Annotated in this window: 10 protein-coding genes, 1 tRNA gene and 1 pseudogene; 5 read left to right on the plus strand and 7 right to left on the minus strand. The window is 41.1% G+C overall.

Annotated elements, in window-relative coordinates:
* Positions 1-347 precede the first annotated feature (347 nt).
* Both KDW03_RS03085 and KDW03_RS03090 read right to left on the minus strand, forming a co-directional pair.
* Positions 348-1,040 carry a hypothetical protein gene (locus KDW03_RS03085; RefSeq protein WP_271435936.1) on the minus strand — a complete coding sequence of 231 codons (693 nt, stop codon included), beginning with the start codon at positions 1,038-1,040 and terminating at the stop codon, positions 348-350.
* Positions 1,041-1,336: 296 nt separating this feature from the next.
* Positions 1,337-3,652, minus strand: a complete 2,316-nt coding sequence (locus tag KDW03_RS03090; protein WP_271435937.1) for an alpha-amylase family glycosyl hydrolase — start codon at positions 3,650-3,652, stop codon at positions 1,337-1,339.
* A gap of 189 nt (positions 3,653-3,841) precedes the next feature.
* Between KDW03_RS03090 and KDW03_RS12345 the strand changes: the two are divergent.
* Positions 3,842-5,038 (plus strand): annotated as a pseudogene (locus KDW03_RS12345) (integrase catalytic domain-containing protein); the annotation flags it as partial.
* A 1,126-nt stretch (positions 5,039-6,164) separates the two neighbouring features.
* On the opposite strand, the gene KDW03_RS03105 reads toward KDW03_RS12345, so the two are convergent.
* Positions 6,165-6,965, minus strand: a complete 801-nt coding sequence (locus tag KDW03_RS03105; RefSeq protein ID WP_271435940.1) for an IS1595 family transposase — start codon at positions 6,963-6,965, stop codon at positions 6,165-6,167.
* 848 nt (positions 6,966-7,813) lie between these two features.
* On the opposite strand from KDW03_RS03105, the gene KDW03_RS03110 reads away from it, so the two are divergent.
* Positions 7,814-9,034, plus strand: coding sequence for a DUF1015 domain-containing protein (locus KDW03_RS03110; protein ID WP_271435941.1), 1,221 nt, complete (start codon positions 7,814-7,816; stop codon positions 9,032-9,034).
* An 88-nt stretch (positions 9,035-9,122) separates the two neighbouring features.
* The gene (locus KDW03_RS03115) at positions 9,123-9,947 is read left to right on the plus strand and encodes an MBL fold metallo-hydrolase (RefSeq protein ID WP_271435942.1); all 825 of its coding nucleotides are present in this window, start codon (positions 9,123-9,125) and stop codon (positions 9,945-9,947) included.
* Between the two features lie 32 nt (positions 9,948-9,979).
* On the opposite strand, the gene KDW03_RS03120 is transcribed toward KDW03_RS03115, so the two are convergent.
* Together KDW03_RS03120 and KDW03_RS03125 are read right to left on the minus strand one after the other, a co-directional pair.
* Positions 9,980-10,052: transfer RNA gene (locus tag KDW03_RS03120), tRNA-Ala, on the minus strand.
* Positions 10,053-10,096: 44 nt separating this feature from the next.
* The gene (locus KDW03_RS03125) at positions 10,097-11,686 is read right to left on the minus strand and encodes a cytochrome P450 family protein (protein ID WP_271435943.1); all 1,590 of its coding nucleotides are present in this window, start codon (positions 11,684-11,686) and stop codon (positions 10,097-10,099) included.
* Between the two features lie 574 nt (positions 11,687-12,260).
* Between KDW03_RS03125 and KDW03_RS03130 the strand changes: the two genes are divergently transcribed.
* Both KDW03_RS03130 and KDW03_RS03135 read left to right on the plus strand, forming a co-directional pair.
* Entirely contained in the window at positions 12,261-13,601 is a 1,341-nt protein-coding gene (locus tag KDW03_RS03130; RefSeq protein ID WP_271435944.1) for a tetratricopeptide repeat protein, read from the plus strand.
* A gap of 1 nt (position 13,602) precedes the next feature.
* On the plus strand, positions 13,603-14,955 hold the full coding sequence (locus KDW03_RS03135; RefSeq protein ID WP_271435945.1) for an HD-GYP domain-containing protein: 1,353 nt from the start codon (positions 13,603-13,605) through the stop codon (positions 14,953-14,955).
* 25 nt (positions 14,956-14,980) lie between these two features.
* Here KDW03_RS03135 and KDW03_RS03140 read toward each other — a convergent pair whose 3' ends face one another.
* Positions 14,981-15,466, minus strand: a complete 486-nt coding sequence (locus KDW03_RS03140) for a hypothetical protein (protein ID WP_271435946.1) — start codon at positions 15,464-15,466, stop codon at positions 14,981-14,983.
* 9 nt (positions 15,467-15,475) lie between these two features.
* Positions 15,476-16,057 carry a periplasmic-type flagellar collar protein FlbB gene (locus KDW03_RS03145; RefSeq protein WP_271435947.1) on the minus strand — a complete coding sequence of 194 codons (582 nt, stop codon included), beginning with the start codon at positions 16,055-16,057 and terminating at the stop codon, positions 15,476-15,478.
* Positions 16,058-16,066: the final 9 nt, after the last annotated feature.

The following is a 16,066-nucleotide window of genomic DNA, read 5'->3' on the forward strand; positions in this document are numbered from 1 at the left end:
TTTTGCTGTGAAAAGGAAATAGCTTTCGAGCACAGATCTCCTGCCAGCAATAAAAAAGTCTCGGTATAAAAAGCATTGCTGCAACAATGAACCTGCAATGTAAGAAAAGCTATTCCCTTTTTGCAGTACAACAATACTCAGAAAAAAATGACGATACACCACCTCACTGCGATAAGGGAAGATCTTTTTTATAAAAACACGACATATTTTTCCTCTGCTGGAGTGGCCACATTCACCATTCCCACTGTAATAAGGTAAGAGCAGATTGCAGTATCCCCATCCCTCTTTTCTCCTATAAAAAAACAAACCCCGGAGCATCAATAGCCATACTCCGGGGTTTCCAATCTCTACTGATTTGTCGTATTGGTAACAACAATCACATTCGTGACATAGATCACCTGAGGAGCGGCAGGAGCTGGTTGAACAGGCGGCTGGGGCTGTTGAGGCATGAGAGGAATCTGAGGTGAAGGGTAGAGCTGGATAATCTCTTTTCTCCATGACCAGTTAGCTAGCTGAGGAAAACTTTCTACAAATTTTGCCCTATCCTCCGCCTCCCTGTCTTCCCAGTAAAATTTATACCCCGTGGTAGGAATAAAACCCACTTTGGTATTAGTGATGTGAATGTAAATATGACCGAGATAAACAACCTCACCAGCTTTCACATAGACAACCTGTTCGGGGAAATTGTGTCGTAGCATTATTGTATGAACAATAGTATTACTGAGAATAAAATCCTTAGGAGAGATAACCGTTGGCGCGGTATAATACACCACCATCTCGTTACTCCGAGTGTTCTCCATTTCAAGAAGGTAGTAGGTTTCCCTGGGCTGTTTATAGTTCCAGATAAAACGATAGACACCCAGAGCATCTATATATTCACCTTTTGGGTTATAGTAACTGTACGTAAGATAAATAACACCCCTATCAGGATGTTTTTCTATAACCTTAGCCACATTGTTTGGCCGGACACGGTCTATATCGTAACAGGCAGCCAAAACAACAAGAACCCCCACCAGCAGAAAAAATTTTGTGCTTTTCATAAGCATTTCTCCTTGGATAAATTTTGCCCTCTATTATATCATGAGAAAAGAAAAAAAACAACTCTAGAAAACCCTTATCCTTTCTTTCATTTTCGTTTTTCATAAATATCTCTGGAACGCTTAATGTTTTTCTTACTGTTTTTCCCTAAAAATTTTTCAAGCATTGCCATACGCAACAAAATAATCGAAGTCTTGAATTCTTATTCATCTTTTTAAAATTTTTCCCTTTTTATTGTGAGAACAACATTCCTGGTCCCCTTTTGGAGAGGGAGAAAATCACTTTAGGCAATCTCTGGCTATTTTTTCTTTAAAACTATACCACGCGTGGACGGAAGTACTATCTTTTGTCCTTCTCTATACGTTTCTTCTAAATGGGTAGAAAACACAAGCTCCCATGAGGGAGAGAGATGAAACACTGTTTTTGCAGAAGAAAAGTTTATAAGGACAACAAGAGACTCTTTTTTGTGGGACATCTCCCAACCAAACCCTTCCCCTGCCTCTGGGAGCTTTTTTGTGAGATGAGGGGGGCGAATTTTTCCTATCCAGCTATGTGCTTTACGAAAAGCAATAAGAGACCGGTAAAAATCATAGAGTGGACGATTTATCTCCTTAAGACGCCAATCTACCCAGTTAGTGGGATTATCTTTTTCATAGCCATCACCATCAATCGTCCATGGATGCGCCTTGTGCTTTGGCCAGCGCTGATGGTGGTTTACCCATTCTCCTGTCATGTTTTTATGCCAGTGAACATGTCCCAAAAGAGAAAAGCTCCCATCAGGAGGATGGACAAGGCGCATTCTCCCAAATTCCTGTCCTTCATGGATCATAACAACACCGGGAGAGAGAAAAAGTACGAGCGCGGCAAGTTTTGCCTGATCAAGTTGCCGAGGTGTGAGAACCGCTTTGTCAAGAATCTCTTCTGGTTTTATTTCCTGATCTGGTCTGATGTCACCACTCCCAATACGGAGAAAATCAGTAAAGGTATGGTTATCATGAGATTCAATGTAGTTCACACTGTGGTAAGGCTCTAAAAATATACCTGGGTAACACTGGAGTGCCTGCCAGATCTCATCCGTTGAAATCTTTCCAAAAACAAGCCCATAGGAAGGATAGGGATGCGCATGCGTCCCCCCTCGTATAAGATTTCGAAAACGGTCGTTCCATGCAGTGATTCCCATACGGCTAAAGTGATTCTGTCCCGGATGAAGACAGTAGTCTCCTCCGTCTCTTTTTCCACCCCTTCCTCCATGCCAGGGTTCAACAGTTAAAAAGATATCTGGTTTTAGCCGTCGAAGTTTTCGCGCCAATTGACGATACGTTTCCCAGTCAATAACCGTAGCAAGATCAAACCGAAAGCCATCGATGTTATACTCTTTGACCCAATGGATGAGACTGTCGATAACAAGACGTCGGGACATAAAACGGTCACTTCGAAAATCGTTTCCACATCCTGTTCGGGCTTCATCATGCCCCATGGAGGTCGTCCAGAAGTAGTAGTGCCTATCAATAAGTCGGAGAGCGTTAGCGTCATACAGAGAAACATGATTATACACAACATCCATGATAACTGCTATACCTTCTCCGTGAAGTTTATCTACCATATTTTTCATAGCATATACCTGATACCCGTCACTCCCATTCCATGCACCTTGATGAAGATCTCCTCTAGCGTAATAGTTCTCCGGAGAGAAAAAGGAAGTTGTCATGTATCCCCAGTGGTTACGACTATAAGGATTGAAATCATTATAGAAAGGAGCAGTGGAGTGATCGAGATAATACGGTTCTATCTCAGCAAACTCTTGAAGAGGAAGAAATTCTACCGCATTGACACCAAGTTCTTTGAGATGAGCTATTCCTCCCTCTTGATTCCTTTCCACGAAACCGTCATACGTGCCTTTCTTTTCACAGGAAGAAAGCATGGTCATATCGCGAAGATGGCATTCGTAAATAAGCCACTCATGATTTTTTGGTAGTTGAATGCGGGGATTTTTCCATTTGTAGTTATCGTCCACAATGAAAGCAAGGTGTCGTTGAGGATATACCACAAAACTCGCTACCGCATGAGCATACGGATCGGCAATAATAATATCTGGTCTGAAAAGTTCTCCTGGACCTTTTGGTCCAAAGACGCGGTACCCATAATAGTACCCTTTGCAGTCCCGGGGAACAGAAATTTCCCACACGCCGTGTCCAATACGTCGCATCTCGAGTTGGATCTCTCCTTCATAATAAAGAGCTGGCTCTAAGTTCTGATACGGTTTTTCAAAAAGTGAGAGAATAACCTTTTGAGCTCGGGGAGCAAAAAGGCGAAAAATGGTTGTATGAGAAGTCCTTCGTACCCCTAACCATCCTCGAAAACGAAAACGATTCCAATAGGCTTCGCTGAATCCCAAAGGGAAAACGCGGTTGTGCACAATGAGTTCATAGTTATGGTCATCTCGCAGAAAAGGCGTAAAAAGGCGCCACGTGTCTTTTCTCAGCCTTTTTTTACGAGTAATAAGAAAAGTTTCTCCATTCTCCACATCTCGCAACGCGACAAGAACTGGCCACTCTTCATGGGCATTCACATCAATCGTATGGGAGTCTATCCGCCAAACACCAAAAATTTCCATTGGTTCCTCCATGAATAGTGTCAATTATAGGTGTTTTTTTAAAAAAAGTCAATTATTCGAATTACAAAGAACTGAGGTGTAGGTGGAGTTAGCGATGTTTGAAAGGAGACCTATTTACAGGAAACGGCAAAACAATATCAAAAGCCAGCAAAAAGGAGAAAAGGAGATACTGGATTACTTTGTGAGGATAACAGGTTTAAAAATCGAAAAAAACAATATCAAAAAGCCAGCAAAAAGGAGAAAAGGAGATACTGGATTACTTTGTGAGGATAACAGGTTTAAAAATCGAAACTATGCCGCCAGGCTCTTGAGAACAGCACGGAAAAACCATCTATGTAGGCAAGAAAAATTACCTTAAAGCCGACATAGCCAAGAACAAAAGACCTGGCAGAAAGAAAAATTCGGCGAAGAAGAACTAAAAATGCTAAAACAGGTCTGGGAAATTGAAACATGTGTGGCAAACGTTTAAAGCCAATTTTAAATGAAGTTTTAGATAATCTCTTAGCAAACGGACATCTCCACGGTTCTCCACAGGCTATAAAAACTTGCGCCATATAAGTGCCTCAAGTATTGACCGACTTTTGAAGCATGAGCGTAAAAGCTTGAGATAAAAGGACGAAAAGGTACAAAGCCTGGAACGCTATTAAAGCAACAAATAGCTATACGCACGTGGGCAGAGTGGGATGAAATTGCCCTGGGTTCATGGAGATTGATCTGGTAGCCCATGAGGGAGGAAATGGCCGGGAGACTTTGCTCAAACATTAAATATGGTGGATGTTTGGAGCGGTTGGACAGAGCTTGTGGCAATCAAAAACAAGGCTTCAAAATGGGTAAGAGAAGCCATAGAAAAAGTCAAAGGAAGACTTCCTTTTGATTTACGGGGAATTGATTCTGATACCGGTGCTGAATTTATTAATCATCCTCTGCGTGATTGGTGTGAGAAGAACCAGATAAAATTTACAAGGGGAAGAAGCTCCCGTTCCAATGATAACTGCTACGTCGAGCAGAAAAACTATTCCATAGTCCGCCAGAATGTTGGATACTTCCGCTACGATACCGAGGAAGAAGTCTACTACTTGAACCGACTCTATGCGTATCTCAGGCTTTATGCCAACTTTTTCAACCCGGTTATGAAAATGACAGAGAAAAAGAGAATCGGAAGCAAGGTGCAAAGAAGCATGATGATATTAAAACTCCCTACCAGCGGCTTTTAGAAAGCTCTTATGTAAGTGAGGCACAAAAGGAAACCTAACAAGGCTTTATAAGGCTCTCGATTTGTTTCACCTAAGACAAAAAATTACGGCTTGCCAGAGAAAACTTTTCAGCCTTCAAAAGAAAAAGAATGTAAAAAACAAAAATTTGGAGGAAACTGTATGGAATTTTTGAGTACTTTTTTTTATGAGGCAATGATTCGAATTTCGAGTACTTTTTTATTTGACGCAACGGGTTATTTTGAAATAGGTTTTTTCTTTTGAAAAAGGGGAAAAATGCTCTTACCTTGTTGTAGTTTTGTATTGCTCTTCCCTTGTTGCAGTTAGGGACAAAGGGGACAGCTTTGAGGAGAAAACTGCTTTACTTTGGGAAAACTGCTCTTACTTTGTCGCAGTAAGAGAGGGCTTGCTCTTACCCTGTCGCAGCAGGAATGTGAAAGAGAAAAAAACTGTGATAAGGTAAGAGCTTTTGTTTTTTAGAGTCCTTTTTTGTAGAAGGTGTCATCCAGAGGGGAATTTTGGGGAGGGGAAAGGGAGGAGGTGTATTGCTCTTCCCATGTTGCAGTGGGTGGGACAAGGGGTTTACTGCGATAAGGGAAGAGCGGGTTTTTTTCTTCACTCCAGCAAGAGAAAAGGAAGGGTTTATCTGACTGTGATAAGGGAATAGCTTTCGGTTTTTCACTCTCACTGCAAAAAGGGAAGAGCATGCCTCTTCTGTTTTTGGCTCCAAGAGGGAAATAGTTTAAGGAGAAGAGCACACTTTGAACTGCAACAAAGGAATAACAAAAGGTTTTTCCAGATTGGAAGAAGAGAAAAGCTATCAAAACTTGAGTTTTCACTGCAATAAGGAAAAAGCAAATTTCAAAGCACGCGAGAGTGCGAGAGGGGATATAAGGGGTAAACGTTTAACCTGGAATCTTTCACATAAGCTCTTACCCTTTTGCAGTTTTAGGTACAACGGTACAACGGTACTGTGAGAAGGTAATAACTATATACCTGGCTTTTCACTGTAACAAGAGAATAACATCGTTTTTTGCCTGCGACAAGATAAGAGCAAGAATTTTTTCCTGAAACAGAGCAATAGCTATTAAAACCCACATATTCACTGCAACAAGGGAAGAGCAAAAGTTTTTTCATCTTTTACCTCACGAAAAAAACGTTTTCACCATGAATTTTCGAGTTTTTCCTGTCCTTTTCTTTCAAAAGGATGAAAAAAATTCAAAAAAACAAAATGAAACAAAAACTTTTAGTTTTCTATTTGACAGACGCAGGAAATGTGTTGAGAAAGAAAAAACGAAAACCTACGCCCAGATGGGAAGAATAAGCCCTTCAGCAACAAGCTTTTTCCACGGGAGAAGCTGGCGACGTTTGCCAAGCCTTCTTAAAAGCTCTTCAAGCCTGGAAGAAACCCCCTCGATGTTAAACCGAAAACAGAATTCATCAAGATAGCGCTGCATGTGCTTTCGACAACCATAGTGATAGACGTCTTCAAGAAGGTTTTTCAACCCATCGTTAAGGTGGGAAAGCCACGGCGTTCTTTTTTCCACCGAGGTGTGGCGGAAAAGCTTGCCAAAAAAGTCTGAAAGCCAATCGCTACTCACATCATCCACAAGATGAATGTGAAGTTTAGAAGGGGTATCATCCGCATCAATTTCGACAACCTGCATGGGAGAAAAGTTTTTTCTTTGGCGGCGTTTGATGCCGGAGAGAAAGAAAAAGGTTTTGACAAGCTTTCGGAGGGATTTCGTGTGATGGCGAGTGGTAAGCCGCATAAGGCTTCGCAGCTTCTGAAGAAGAAGCCAGCTTGCCTTGTAGCTTGTGTGAAGAAGTTGTGAAAGCTTCACCGCGTTTATCCCCCCATCCTGGCAGACAAGAAACATGGCAGAAAGCCAGATTTTTGGCGAAAGGTGACTTTTTCGCATGATGGACTGGCTTTTTAAGGAAAATTGTCTGCCACACTTGGGGCACTGATACACGAGCCGGCACGAGAGAAGGTGAGCCTTTGCCTTACACCTTGGGCAAATAGGTCCCTCTGGCCAGAGGGCTTTTTCGAGAATCTGGTAAGATTCGTTTTCTGAGAGTGTGAAAAAATCCTTTTCCATGGTTTTCTCCTTAGAGAAATTTTTTCATACTATATATATCGAAAATTTTTTGTTATAGTTGTTAAAAAAGATGTTTTATATATTTTAAAAGTAAGATCGATGGGGAGATTTTGGGGGTGTGAGAAAAAATGCTCTTACCTTGTTGCAGTGTGTGGGACAAGAGATTTCCTAAGGTCGGGTAAGAGAAAGTTTTTTCTTTACTGCAACATGGTAAGAGCAAATCTCAAAGCACGTGAGAGTGTGAGAGGGGATATAAAGGTTAAACGTTTAACCTGGGGTTTTGACGTAAGCTCTTACCCTTTTGCAGTGGCATCAGATGGTTTATAACTGTGAAAAAGGAATAGCTAGAAATTTTCCCCACTGTGACAAGGTAACCGCAAGAGTTTTTTCCTGCAACAAGGGAATAGCTGAAGGGCCTCACTGCGATATGGTAAGAGCTAGCACGGTTTCTAGACTGCAACATGGTAATAGCAAAAACCTTTCCCCTGCAACAAGGAAACAGCCTTCAGGTTCCACACATTCACTGCAACAAGGGAATAGCTATAGATCCTTCTTCTCACTGCGACAAGGTAATAGTCCGCATGACAGGCACACTGCGACAAGGGAAGAGCAACACACCCTCCAAACATACCACTGCGACATCGTTATAGCAAAGCCTTCTCCGGAAAGCATCTCTTAAAAAAGTTTTGAGATTTTTCTTTTCTTGACTGAAAAAAGTTTATAGCAAGTTTTTTTAATATTTTAATAAAGTAAAATCCTCTTCTCACAAGCTTTTTAATCAAAGTTTTTGCAAAAAGATTTTTTTTTCCTGTATAATAATATCTCTCATTTTACACAAGGAGGTTTTCATGGTTGTTCGCCCCTTTGTGGCTCTCCGTCCCCCTGCCAAATATATAACAGAAATACAGGCTCCCCCCTATGATGTAATGTCACGGGAGGAAGCAGCTCAGATGATTCATGGGAATGAAAAAAGTTTTCTTCGTATCACACGCCCAGATGCTCTTCATCCTGACTGGGACGAACACGATCCTCGTTTGTATGAAGAAGCTCGTCAAACCATTCAAGATTTTCGAACGAAAGGATGGTTATTGAAAGAAAATAAACCCTGTTTTTATTTTCTCTGGCAGAAGTGGAAAGAAAGGGAACAAACAGCTGTTTATGCAGCGGTGCGGTGTGAGGATTATGAAAAAGGAGATATTCGTCGTCACGAACTCACCCGAAAAGACAAAGAAGAGGATAGAACCACACACATAGCCACGACTAAGGTAGGAACAGGACCAGTATTTCTTACTTTTCGTGATCTTGGGGCATGGGAAGGTATAAAAAATACCATTATGGCTTATGCCCCAGAATATCATTTCATTGACCAGCAAGAAGTAGAACACAAGCTTTGGATAATTGAGAGCGACGAGATGATTGCTACTATCCAGGAGTATTTTGAGGATATAGAGAAGTTCTATATTGCAGATGGCCATCACCGTGCAGCTTCTGCCTATAACGTGTGGAAACGTTACGGAGACAAAGGGGAAGGGTATGCCTATTTTATGGCAGCACTTTTCCCTTCCCATGAGCTTGCTATTTTGCCTTACCACAGGCTGGTTTTAGATCTCAATGGCATGAGCTCGGAAAAATTTCTCGAGAGACTTGCCGAGAGGTTTGCTCTTGATGTGAGTTCTGAGCTTGATTCTCCCCGTAAGGGTGTTATTGGCATGTATCTGGATGGAGAAACTTACCATATTACCATTCCTTCTCGTATTATACCGCATGATCCTATCGAATCCCTGGACGTGAGTCTATTGCAACGATTGATTCTTCATCCCATGCTTGGAATTGATGATCCTAGAACTTCCCAGAGGATCCGTTTTGTTGGAGGTATTCGTGGAACCCAAAGCCTCAAAAAAGCTGTTGATAACAAAGAGGCTGCTGTAGCCTTTGCAATGTATCCAGTCAGTATGGACGAACTTCTTGCGGTAGCAGATGCCAATAAAATCATGCCACCAAAATCTACCTGGTTTGAACCTAAACTCAAGGACGGTATGCTTGCCTATCCCCTTGAAGAGGCTTTTTGATAAGTTTCTAAGAACTTTCAGGTAAAAGAGAGGATTTTTACTTTACTTTTTGACATAGGCTCTCCGATAATGAAAAAAAGGAGGCAGCATGGTGGTGCGTTTTTGGGGGGTTCGGGGATCCACCCCTATTACTGATAAGGACAAATTAGATGTTGGGGGAAACACTTCTTGTGTTGAAGTTATAATTGATGAAGACCGGAGGATTATTCTTGATGCTGGAACAGGGATCCGTCCTCTAGGAAAACAACTTGTTCAGGAATTTAAACAAACGGGCAAAGCGCCAAAGCTTTATATCTTTTTTAGTCATACACACTGGGATCATATTCAGGGGTTTATTTTTTTTGCTCCCATTTATATTTCTGCGTTTGAGATGCATCTTTTTGGTCCGGGAAGGGCAAACAGGCATTTTGCCGATGTGTTTTCAGGACAGATGCAGTATGACTATTGGCCGGTGAAAATTTCCCATCTTCCAGCAAAGATCCATTTCTATGATCTTTCTGAAGGAGGATACCAATTTGATGGTATCAGGGTTTTGGCCAAACGACACATTCATCCAGGCATTGCCTATACGTATCGTATAGAACATGAGGGAAAAACGGTCGTTTATGCCACGGATACTGAACATTTTAAGGGAACGCTTGATGAACGGGTGGTAGAGATATCGAGAAAAGCACATCTTCTTATCCATGATGCGCAGTACAACGACGATGAGATCGAATCCAGACTTGGGTGGGGACATAGTACATGGATGCAAGCCATTCAAGTAGCACAACAAGCTGGTGTTGAAAAGTTAGCTCTTTTCCACCATGATCCTGAAAGAAGCGATCAGGCCTGTTTTTCCATGGAAAAAGAAGCACAGCGAATTTTCCCACCAACCTTTTTGGCACGAGAAGGGATGAGTATTGTGCTCTAAAATAAAAAAACCCTCCGTGATGGAGGGTTTCTTGGAGCCGATGGGAGTCGAACCCACGACCTTTTGAATGCCATTCAAACGCGCTCCCAACTGCGCTACGGCCCCAAAGAGCTATATATTATAGCATATTTTTAGAATGTTTGCAACTTTTACAATCGTAATCGATAGGCTACAATGTTAGCTTTATTCTCGTTTACAGTTATGATAAGCTCTTTGAAAGCCACAACCATTCGATTCTGGTGGGTAGTATACACTCGAGAGATAATAACATACACAGGGTTTCCGGCAGGAATATTCCACTTGTTGCCAGCCGGCGCGTCAAATCGACGAGCGTAGAGAATTTCCCGTGTGGTGTCTGTTGGAGTCAACTTGTGATTCTGGGCTACCGTAAAAATCTGATCCCAGACAGGTTTTTCAGCTGGTGGTATCCAGAGGTCATTGGCATAATTCCATTGAGGGATCCATCTTGCAGGATCGAGATTCACCTCTCCACTTTCATTACTCAAAGGGAAACTTCGGTTCCCGTTCCATTCGAGGGGGGTGAGTTTGCCATCGATCCAGACACTTACCTCTACCTCCGTAAAGTTTCGATAAACAAAAGGATGTTTTATAGAGATATCCGGTGAAGAAGAAGGTGTCGGGAGGTATTTTTCTACCAGCCACTGCACAATTTTATTTTGAGTTTCGTTTGTCCCTTCAAAAAGAGGAGAAAAATCCCAATTTTGCGATGTCGGGTTTTTGAGAAGCTCTCTCACGGCTGAATGAAAACGAGCCTCATTGATGGTAAAGAAGCCGAACTGCAGAAGAAGATAGTTTTTTTCCATGCCATTGATATCGACAAAGACTCTTTCAGGTGAAGGAAAACCATCTTTGAGAATCTTGCGGTAATAGCTTTCAGACGGAACATGGAGACGAAATCCTTCGTCATTTTGAGGTTTTCCATCATCTGCAATTGTTCTTTTGTAATAATCTATAAGGGCTTGTCGCCATAGAACATTTGAAATGGGGGCGAAATACATAGTGGCAAGGGTTGTTTTTACAGCATCAGGGGTTGTATTTCCAAGAATGGCAACAATGCGGTTACTTGTGCGAAACACCTGTCCCTGCCATGCTGGAAGCGTGATAAGATCAATACTCTGTACCTGCAGAGGAAAGAGAAGTTTTTCGAGGGTATTAAGCATTTCGAAAACTGTCGATGTATCAATCTGAAGTTTTAAGTGAGAAGCAATAGTGATAACGCGTTGATTTCTTGAGTCATCGGTTACACTGTACCTTCCAAAAACAATTCTTGGCTTGTCTTCAGGATTGAGAATATAACCACTTTCCATGCGTCTTTCGTAAGGAAAAATGAGAAACCTATACCCCTGTGGAGCAACAGTACTCACGGTGATACGACCTGATTCAGAGGATACAGGAAGCCAATCTTCAAGAAAAAACTCATCCGCAACGACGGGAATAACGTAGGTGATATTTATCTGACGTCCCATTTCCCCAAGTTTTGAAAAAGTTAGGACATTACCGTTCTGATAGAGGGGAACGATCTGCTGGTTTGATCCCTGGACAAGTTGTATTCGCGCTCGCTGAGGGAGAGTAAGGGTTACCGAGTCTGATTCAAAACGATAGTTTGCTATAACTTTTAGTTCACGGCCATACGCCGAAACTTCTATTTTGGCCTCATAAGAATGGAGAATAACAGGAAGCCATAGGAGCGAAAGAGTGAATTTTTTTATTTTTTGCATAGTCCCTCCTCTGTTTCGAGAAAGTATTTTCTCTATTTATATCATCGGAGAAATAATAAAAAGCTTGATAGAGAAGGATTTTTTGCCTGGGAATACCCCATTTTTATTATTATGAGAAGCTCAAAGATCCCACCTTTAAATAAACAAAAAACAAAATAAACATGAAAAGTGTATATGAAAAGATATGAAAAACGTTACTCCTTCCTACTGCAAAAAAGAAATAGCTTTTCCAAAAACATTTGTGCTAAGTTTAGGATATTCTTTAAAAATAAAAATTTATTTTTAAAGAAGGTTTAATTATATCATTTTTCAAAGTGCTATTACCTTGTTACAGTGTTGCTACCCTAAGATTGATAGACAAAAACTGCGACAAGGTAATAGCATATTTTCGGGACACAAGTTCGTTGTTCACCATTTTTCCATATTGCGACAAAAGAACAAACGGGAAAATATTGGTGAGTTTCGATTTATTGACGATCCATATAAAACTTTTAAATTTTCTAGAGTACTCAATTTTTCTGCTTTCCTATGCCGATAATAAAAAGAAAACATGGTCTCACAAGGAGGCTTCTTCGTGGAATGGCTTAATGTGACTCTTATTATCTGGGTTGGTGTTGCTCTCTTTATCGTAGGGCTCGGTGTATTTTTTCTTATTCGTTTTTTGACACGAGATACGGCACTTACCGGTATAGAAAAAGCCCTTCAAAACAAACATTACAAAAAAGCACTTACCCTTGCTCAAAAGTACGCTATCCAACACCCTGACAACTATATTCTCAAGTACTATATGGCTCAAGCCTATGAAGGTTTAGGGGAGTATGCGAAAGCAGTAGAATACTATGAAAAGGCATCGGTGGCAGCTTCTATGAATGGTGTTTCACAGGATACAGTAGCCATTCAGATGTTTCTTAAAATTGCCGAGCTTTACAACAAGATCAAGCGTAAAAAAGAGGCGCTTGGATACTATGTTATGGTTCTCGATAAAAATCCCAACAATAGCAAAGCGCTTTATGCAGCATCCGAAATACTTTACGAGACAAAAAATTACCGCAAAGCTAAAGAATACCTCGAGATTCTGGTAAAGATGAAAGGGGATCATTTTCGTGGGCGTTTTCTGCTGGCGAGAACCTATATTCAATTCAGTCAATTTTCGGAGGCTCTGGGTCAGTTGGAAATAATAGCCAAGAATTATAAAGTTTCCAATGATACTTTTCTCCAAAGTGTGCGTTTTCTCCAGGCAGAGTGTTATAGCCGACTGAAAAACTATGCAAAAGCCATCGATACCTACAGGCTCCTTCTTGATGTTCCGGAATACTTTGAGGATGCTCTGGTCAAGATGGTGGATAATTATATTAAATTTAATCGTATGAAAGAGGCAGAAGATCTTGTTTCGCGGTATAGCGGGAGACTTTCAAAGATTCGTCTCGCCGAAGCATGGTATCTCATTGCTGCTCAATACTTTAAGAATGAGGAAATTTATGCCGCCTATAGTCTCTGGGAAAAAATTCAAAAAACAATACCTGGCTACAAGGATGTGAAAAATCTTCTCGATACGTATCAGGTTCTTGCGAAGTATCCCAAACTGGAGAGTTATTTTCACAAACGTCCTGTGGGGCTTGAAGACTTTCTCCAGAGGGTTATAAAAGCGCGTTTTGTTAAACAAACGGTGAAAACAGGCGACTACTGGGTTTTGGACACCGGTGACACGATCCATGTTTTTTTCCGTAAGCCTCTTCCTGTTACCGAAAAGGATATTATGGATATAGAGGGTACGGTGGAAAGACAATTTCCATCCAGTTCTTCTTATACGTTTTATTCGGTTTTTGGGTTGCACTCAGCGGTGAGTCCTTCGAAATATCAAAAAATGCTTTACATTGAACCATCAAAATTTCTTCGGATGATAGAAGAGGCGTAGTATGGCAAAGGAACGGGTAGAACTCTTTACCAAGTTTCTTCATCCTGGGATGATCCTCAAAGGGGATCTTTACAGTTTCAAAGGGCAGAAACTTTTGGATGCGAGGACTCCTCTCACTCAAGAATTCATTCGATCTCTTCTTGCCAAAGGAATTGAAAAAGTTTACTATGATCGTGTGCTCCCAGAGATTGGAGACAAAGAAAGTGATGCAGAGGTTTTTGTTCAAAAAGAGAAAATGATAGATGATGCGCTTATCAAAGAGGCTATCAATGTATCAAAAGAGATTGAGGAAGCTATCAAAAAAAAGTCTATTCTTCCCAAGGAATCAGTCAATAAAGTAGTGAATGGGTTTGTGGAAAGTATACAGACTTCCCAGACAGCCCTTCTGAACCTTATTGAGACCAAGAACTTTGATGAACAAACCTATAGTCATATGATTAATGTTTCTCTCCTTGCCATTCTCTTTGGGAAGAAGTTAAACTACAATGAGGTAGGGCTTAATGTACTTGGGCTTGCTGGGCTTCTTCACGATGTGGGCAAGACACTCATATCCCCAGAGATTTTTCATAAAACTGAGCCTCTCACCCCTGAAGAAATAGACATACTTCGGAAACATCCTATTTATGGCTATGAGCTTTTGAGACGCTATTCTGATTATGGAGGAATTATCCAGAAGATTGTATTGCTCCATCATGAAAAGGTTTCTGGTAAGGGATATCCTTTTGGTCTTCGAGGAGAACAGATGGGAGAGGCTTCTCAGATTGTGAGTATCTGTGATCTTTTTGATTCTATTACTTCGGATCACCCCTATAGACCAGCTAAACCATTTTGGGCGGCTCTGGTGGAGGTGTATCAACAAAGTGGAATAAGTTTTGCTCCAAGACTGGCGAAATCTTTTATTACAGATATTCCTTCGTATCTGGTTACAGAACCTATTTTCCCGGTTGGATCCTTTGTGGTACTGAGTACGGGAGAGGTTGGCGAGGTGATTGATTTTGATAATCCGCACTCGCTTTTCCCCACAGTGATGATCTACATTAGTGGATCACGAGAAATCATGCGTTATCCTATCCAGGTAAATCTCGCTATCGACGATACGCGGAGCATTAAAAGTCTCATCACTCATGAAGCGGCTATTCAAAAACTTCAGGAGATCAAGCAAAAATTTTTCGAGAATCGTCGAAGTGAGGCCCCAACATTTTCTCTTTACGCTATGAAAGAAGGAACAAAGGACACCTCAGAGGAGAAAATACTCAAAACCCCACCACTTCCAGAAAAGGAAGATGTTTCTTTACAATCCTCTTCTTCCGTAGATCTTTCTGTGATTAAAGAGGATGAAAGCGGACTTAAATAAGAAGACATCTGTGTAGCTACGGGGGTTATTTTCCTGCGATCATTAACTTAAAGTCATTATGAGCCTTGTCATAGACTATTTGAGTGGAAAATTTGAGCATCTTCATGTCTCTGAGATGGCGTTCAATATTAAATTGTTTGGCCCAAATGGCAACTGTTGATATGATCTCTTTATTTTCTTTTGGAAGGGGTTGCTGGGAGAGTTTCTCACACTCTGCCAGGATCTTTTTTATTCTGTCTTCTATGAGGTTTTTATCTTCTGAGACAGAAACCTCTATCAGGTAGTTAACAATTTTCTGTCCTAATTTATCTGTCATTGAAGATCCTTTGCGGCTTTTAGTGGGTTCAGGTGGTCTCTGGGATAAAAGGGAGGTGGGGGCTTCATGTGTTTCTGTTGACCGATGTCGAAAAATACCTACATAGACTGAGGTGAAAACCACTCCTACAGACAGAATAACAACAAGCGCTCCCATAAACTCGGTAAAAAAGATTTCATGTGGGTAAGGTGTCACTACTTCCCCCTATTCCAACATTTTGCGCTGGATTCTGGCCGATTGTTCTGGATCCATGAGAGATAAAAGGAAGGAGACGATAGAACGTTTTCCCTGGGCTTGTGCCCTTTTTTCCATCATGCGAAGGACATCTATTACCATTTCGTCTTCCTGTTTTTCAAGAATTTTTACCGCACTTTGAGGGGGCATACTTTCTATTTGATTTGCGATCTCTTCCACACGTTTTTCATAAGTGGCCTGATTTTGCTTGGCAAGTTCAAACTGAGCGATCATGTTCTGAATATTTTCTTTTTCCTGGGCGAGAGCTTCTTGTTGCTGGGTAATGGCGAGGAATGATTTTTCAATCTCCTGGCGTGCATATTCTAAATTACGTTGCTTTTCTTCTAGAAGAAGCCATTTTTTGTCCAGTTCTAACTTATCGAGAAGATAAGGATTCTCAATCTTGACAACAAAACTTTCTCTCAAAAATGGAATCTGAGAAAAAATCTGGCGATAGTCGAGAATCTCAAGCATGTCAAGAAAATAGATCGAGAGGATTACGAGACCGAGATTGATTAAAAGAAGAAAAAGAATTCTTTTGCCACGACTCATACTTGTCAC

Source organism: Thermospira aquatica (genome assembly GCF_023525255.1).
In the GTDB taxonomy this organism is placed as follows: domain Bacteria; phylum Spirochaetota; class Brevinematia; order Brevinematales; family Thermospiraceae; genus Thermospira; species Thermospira aquatica.

Excerpts from the sequence above, each read along its gene's own strand:
- KDW03_RS03145 (WP_271435947.1), bottom strand. The coding sequence starts at position 16,057 with ATGAGTCGTGGCAAAAGAATTCTTTTTCTTCTTTTAATCAATCTCGGT.
- KDW03_RS03110 (WP_271435941.1), top strand. The coding sequence starts at position 7,814 with ATGGTTGTTCGCCCCTTTGTGGCTCTCCGTCCCCCTGCCAAATATATA.
- KDW03_RS03115 (WP_271435942.1), top strand. The coding sequence starts at position 9,123 with ATGGTGGTGCGTTTTTGGGGGGTTCGGGGATCCACCCCTATTACTGAT.
- KDW03_RS03105 (WP_271435940.1), bottom strand. The coding sequence starts at position 6,965 with ATGGAAAAGGATTTTTTCACACTCTCAGAAAACGAATCTTACCAGATT.
- KDW03_RS03085 (WP_271435936.1), bottom strand. The coding sequence starts at position 1,040 with ATGAAAAGCACAAAATTTTTTCTGCTGGTGGGGGTTCTTGTTGTTTTG.
- KDW03_RS03090 (WP_271435937.1), bottom strand. The coding sequence starts at position 3,652 with ATGGAAATTTTTGGTGTTTGGCGGATAGACTCCCATACGATTGATGTG.
- KDW03_RS03125 (WP_271435943.1), bottom strand. The coding sequence starts at position 11,686 with ATGCAAAAAATAAAAAAATTCACTCTTTCGCTCCTATGGCTTCCTGTT.
- KDW03_RS03135 (WP_271435945.1), top strand. The coding sequence starts at position 13,603 with ATGGCAAAGGAACGGGTAGAACTCTTTACCAAGTTTCTTCATCCTGGG.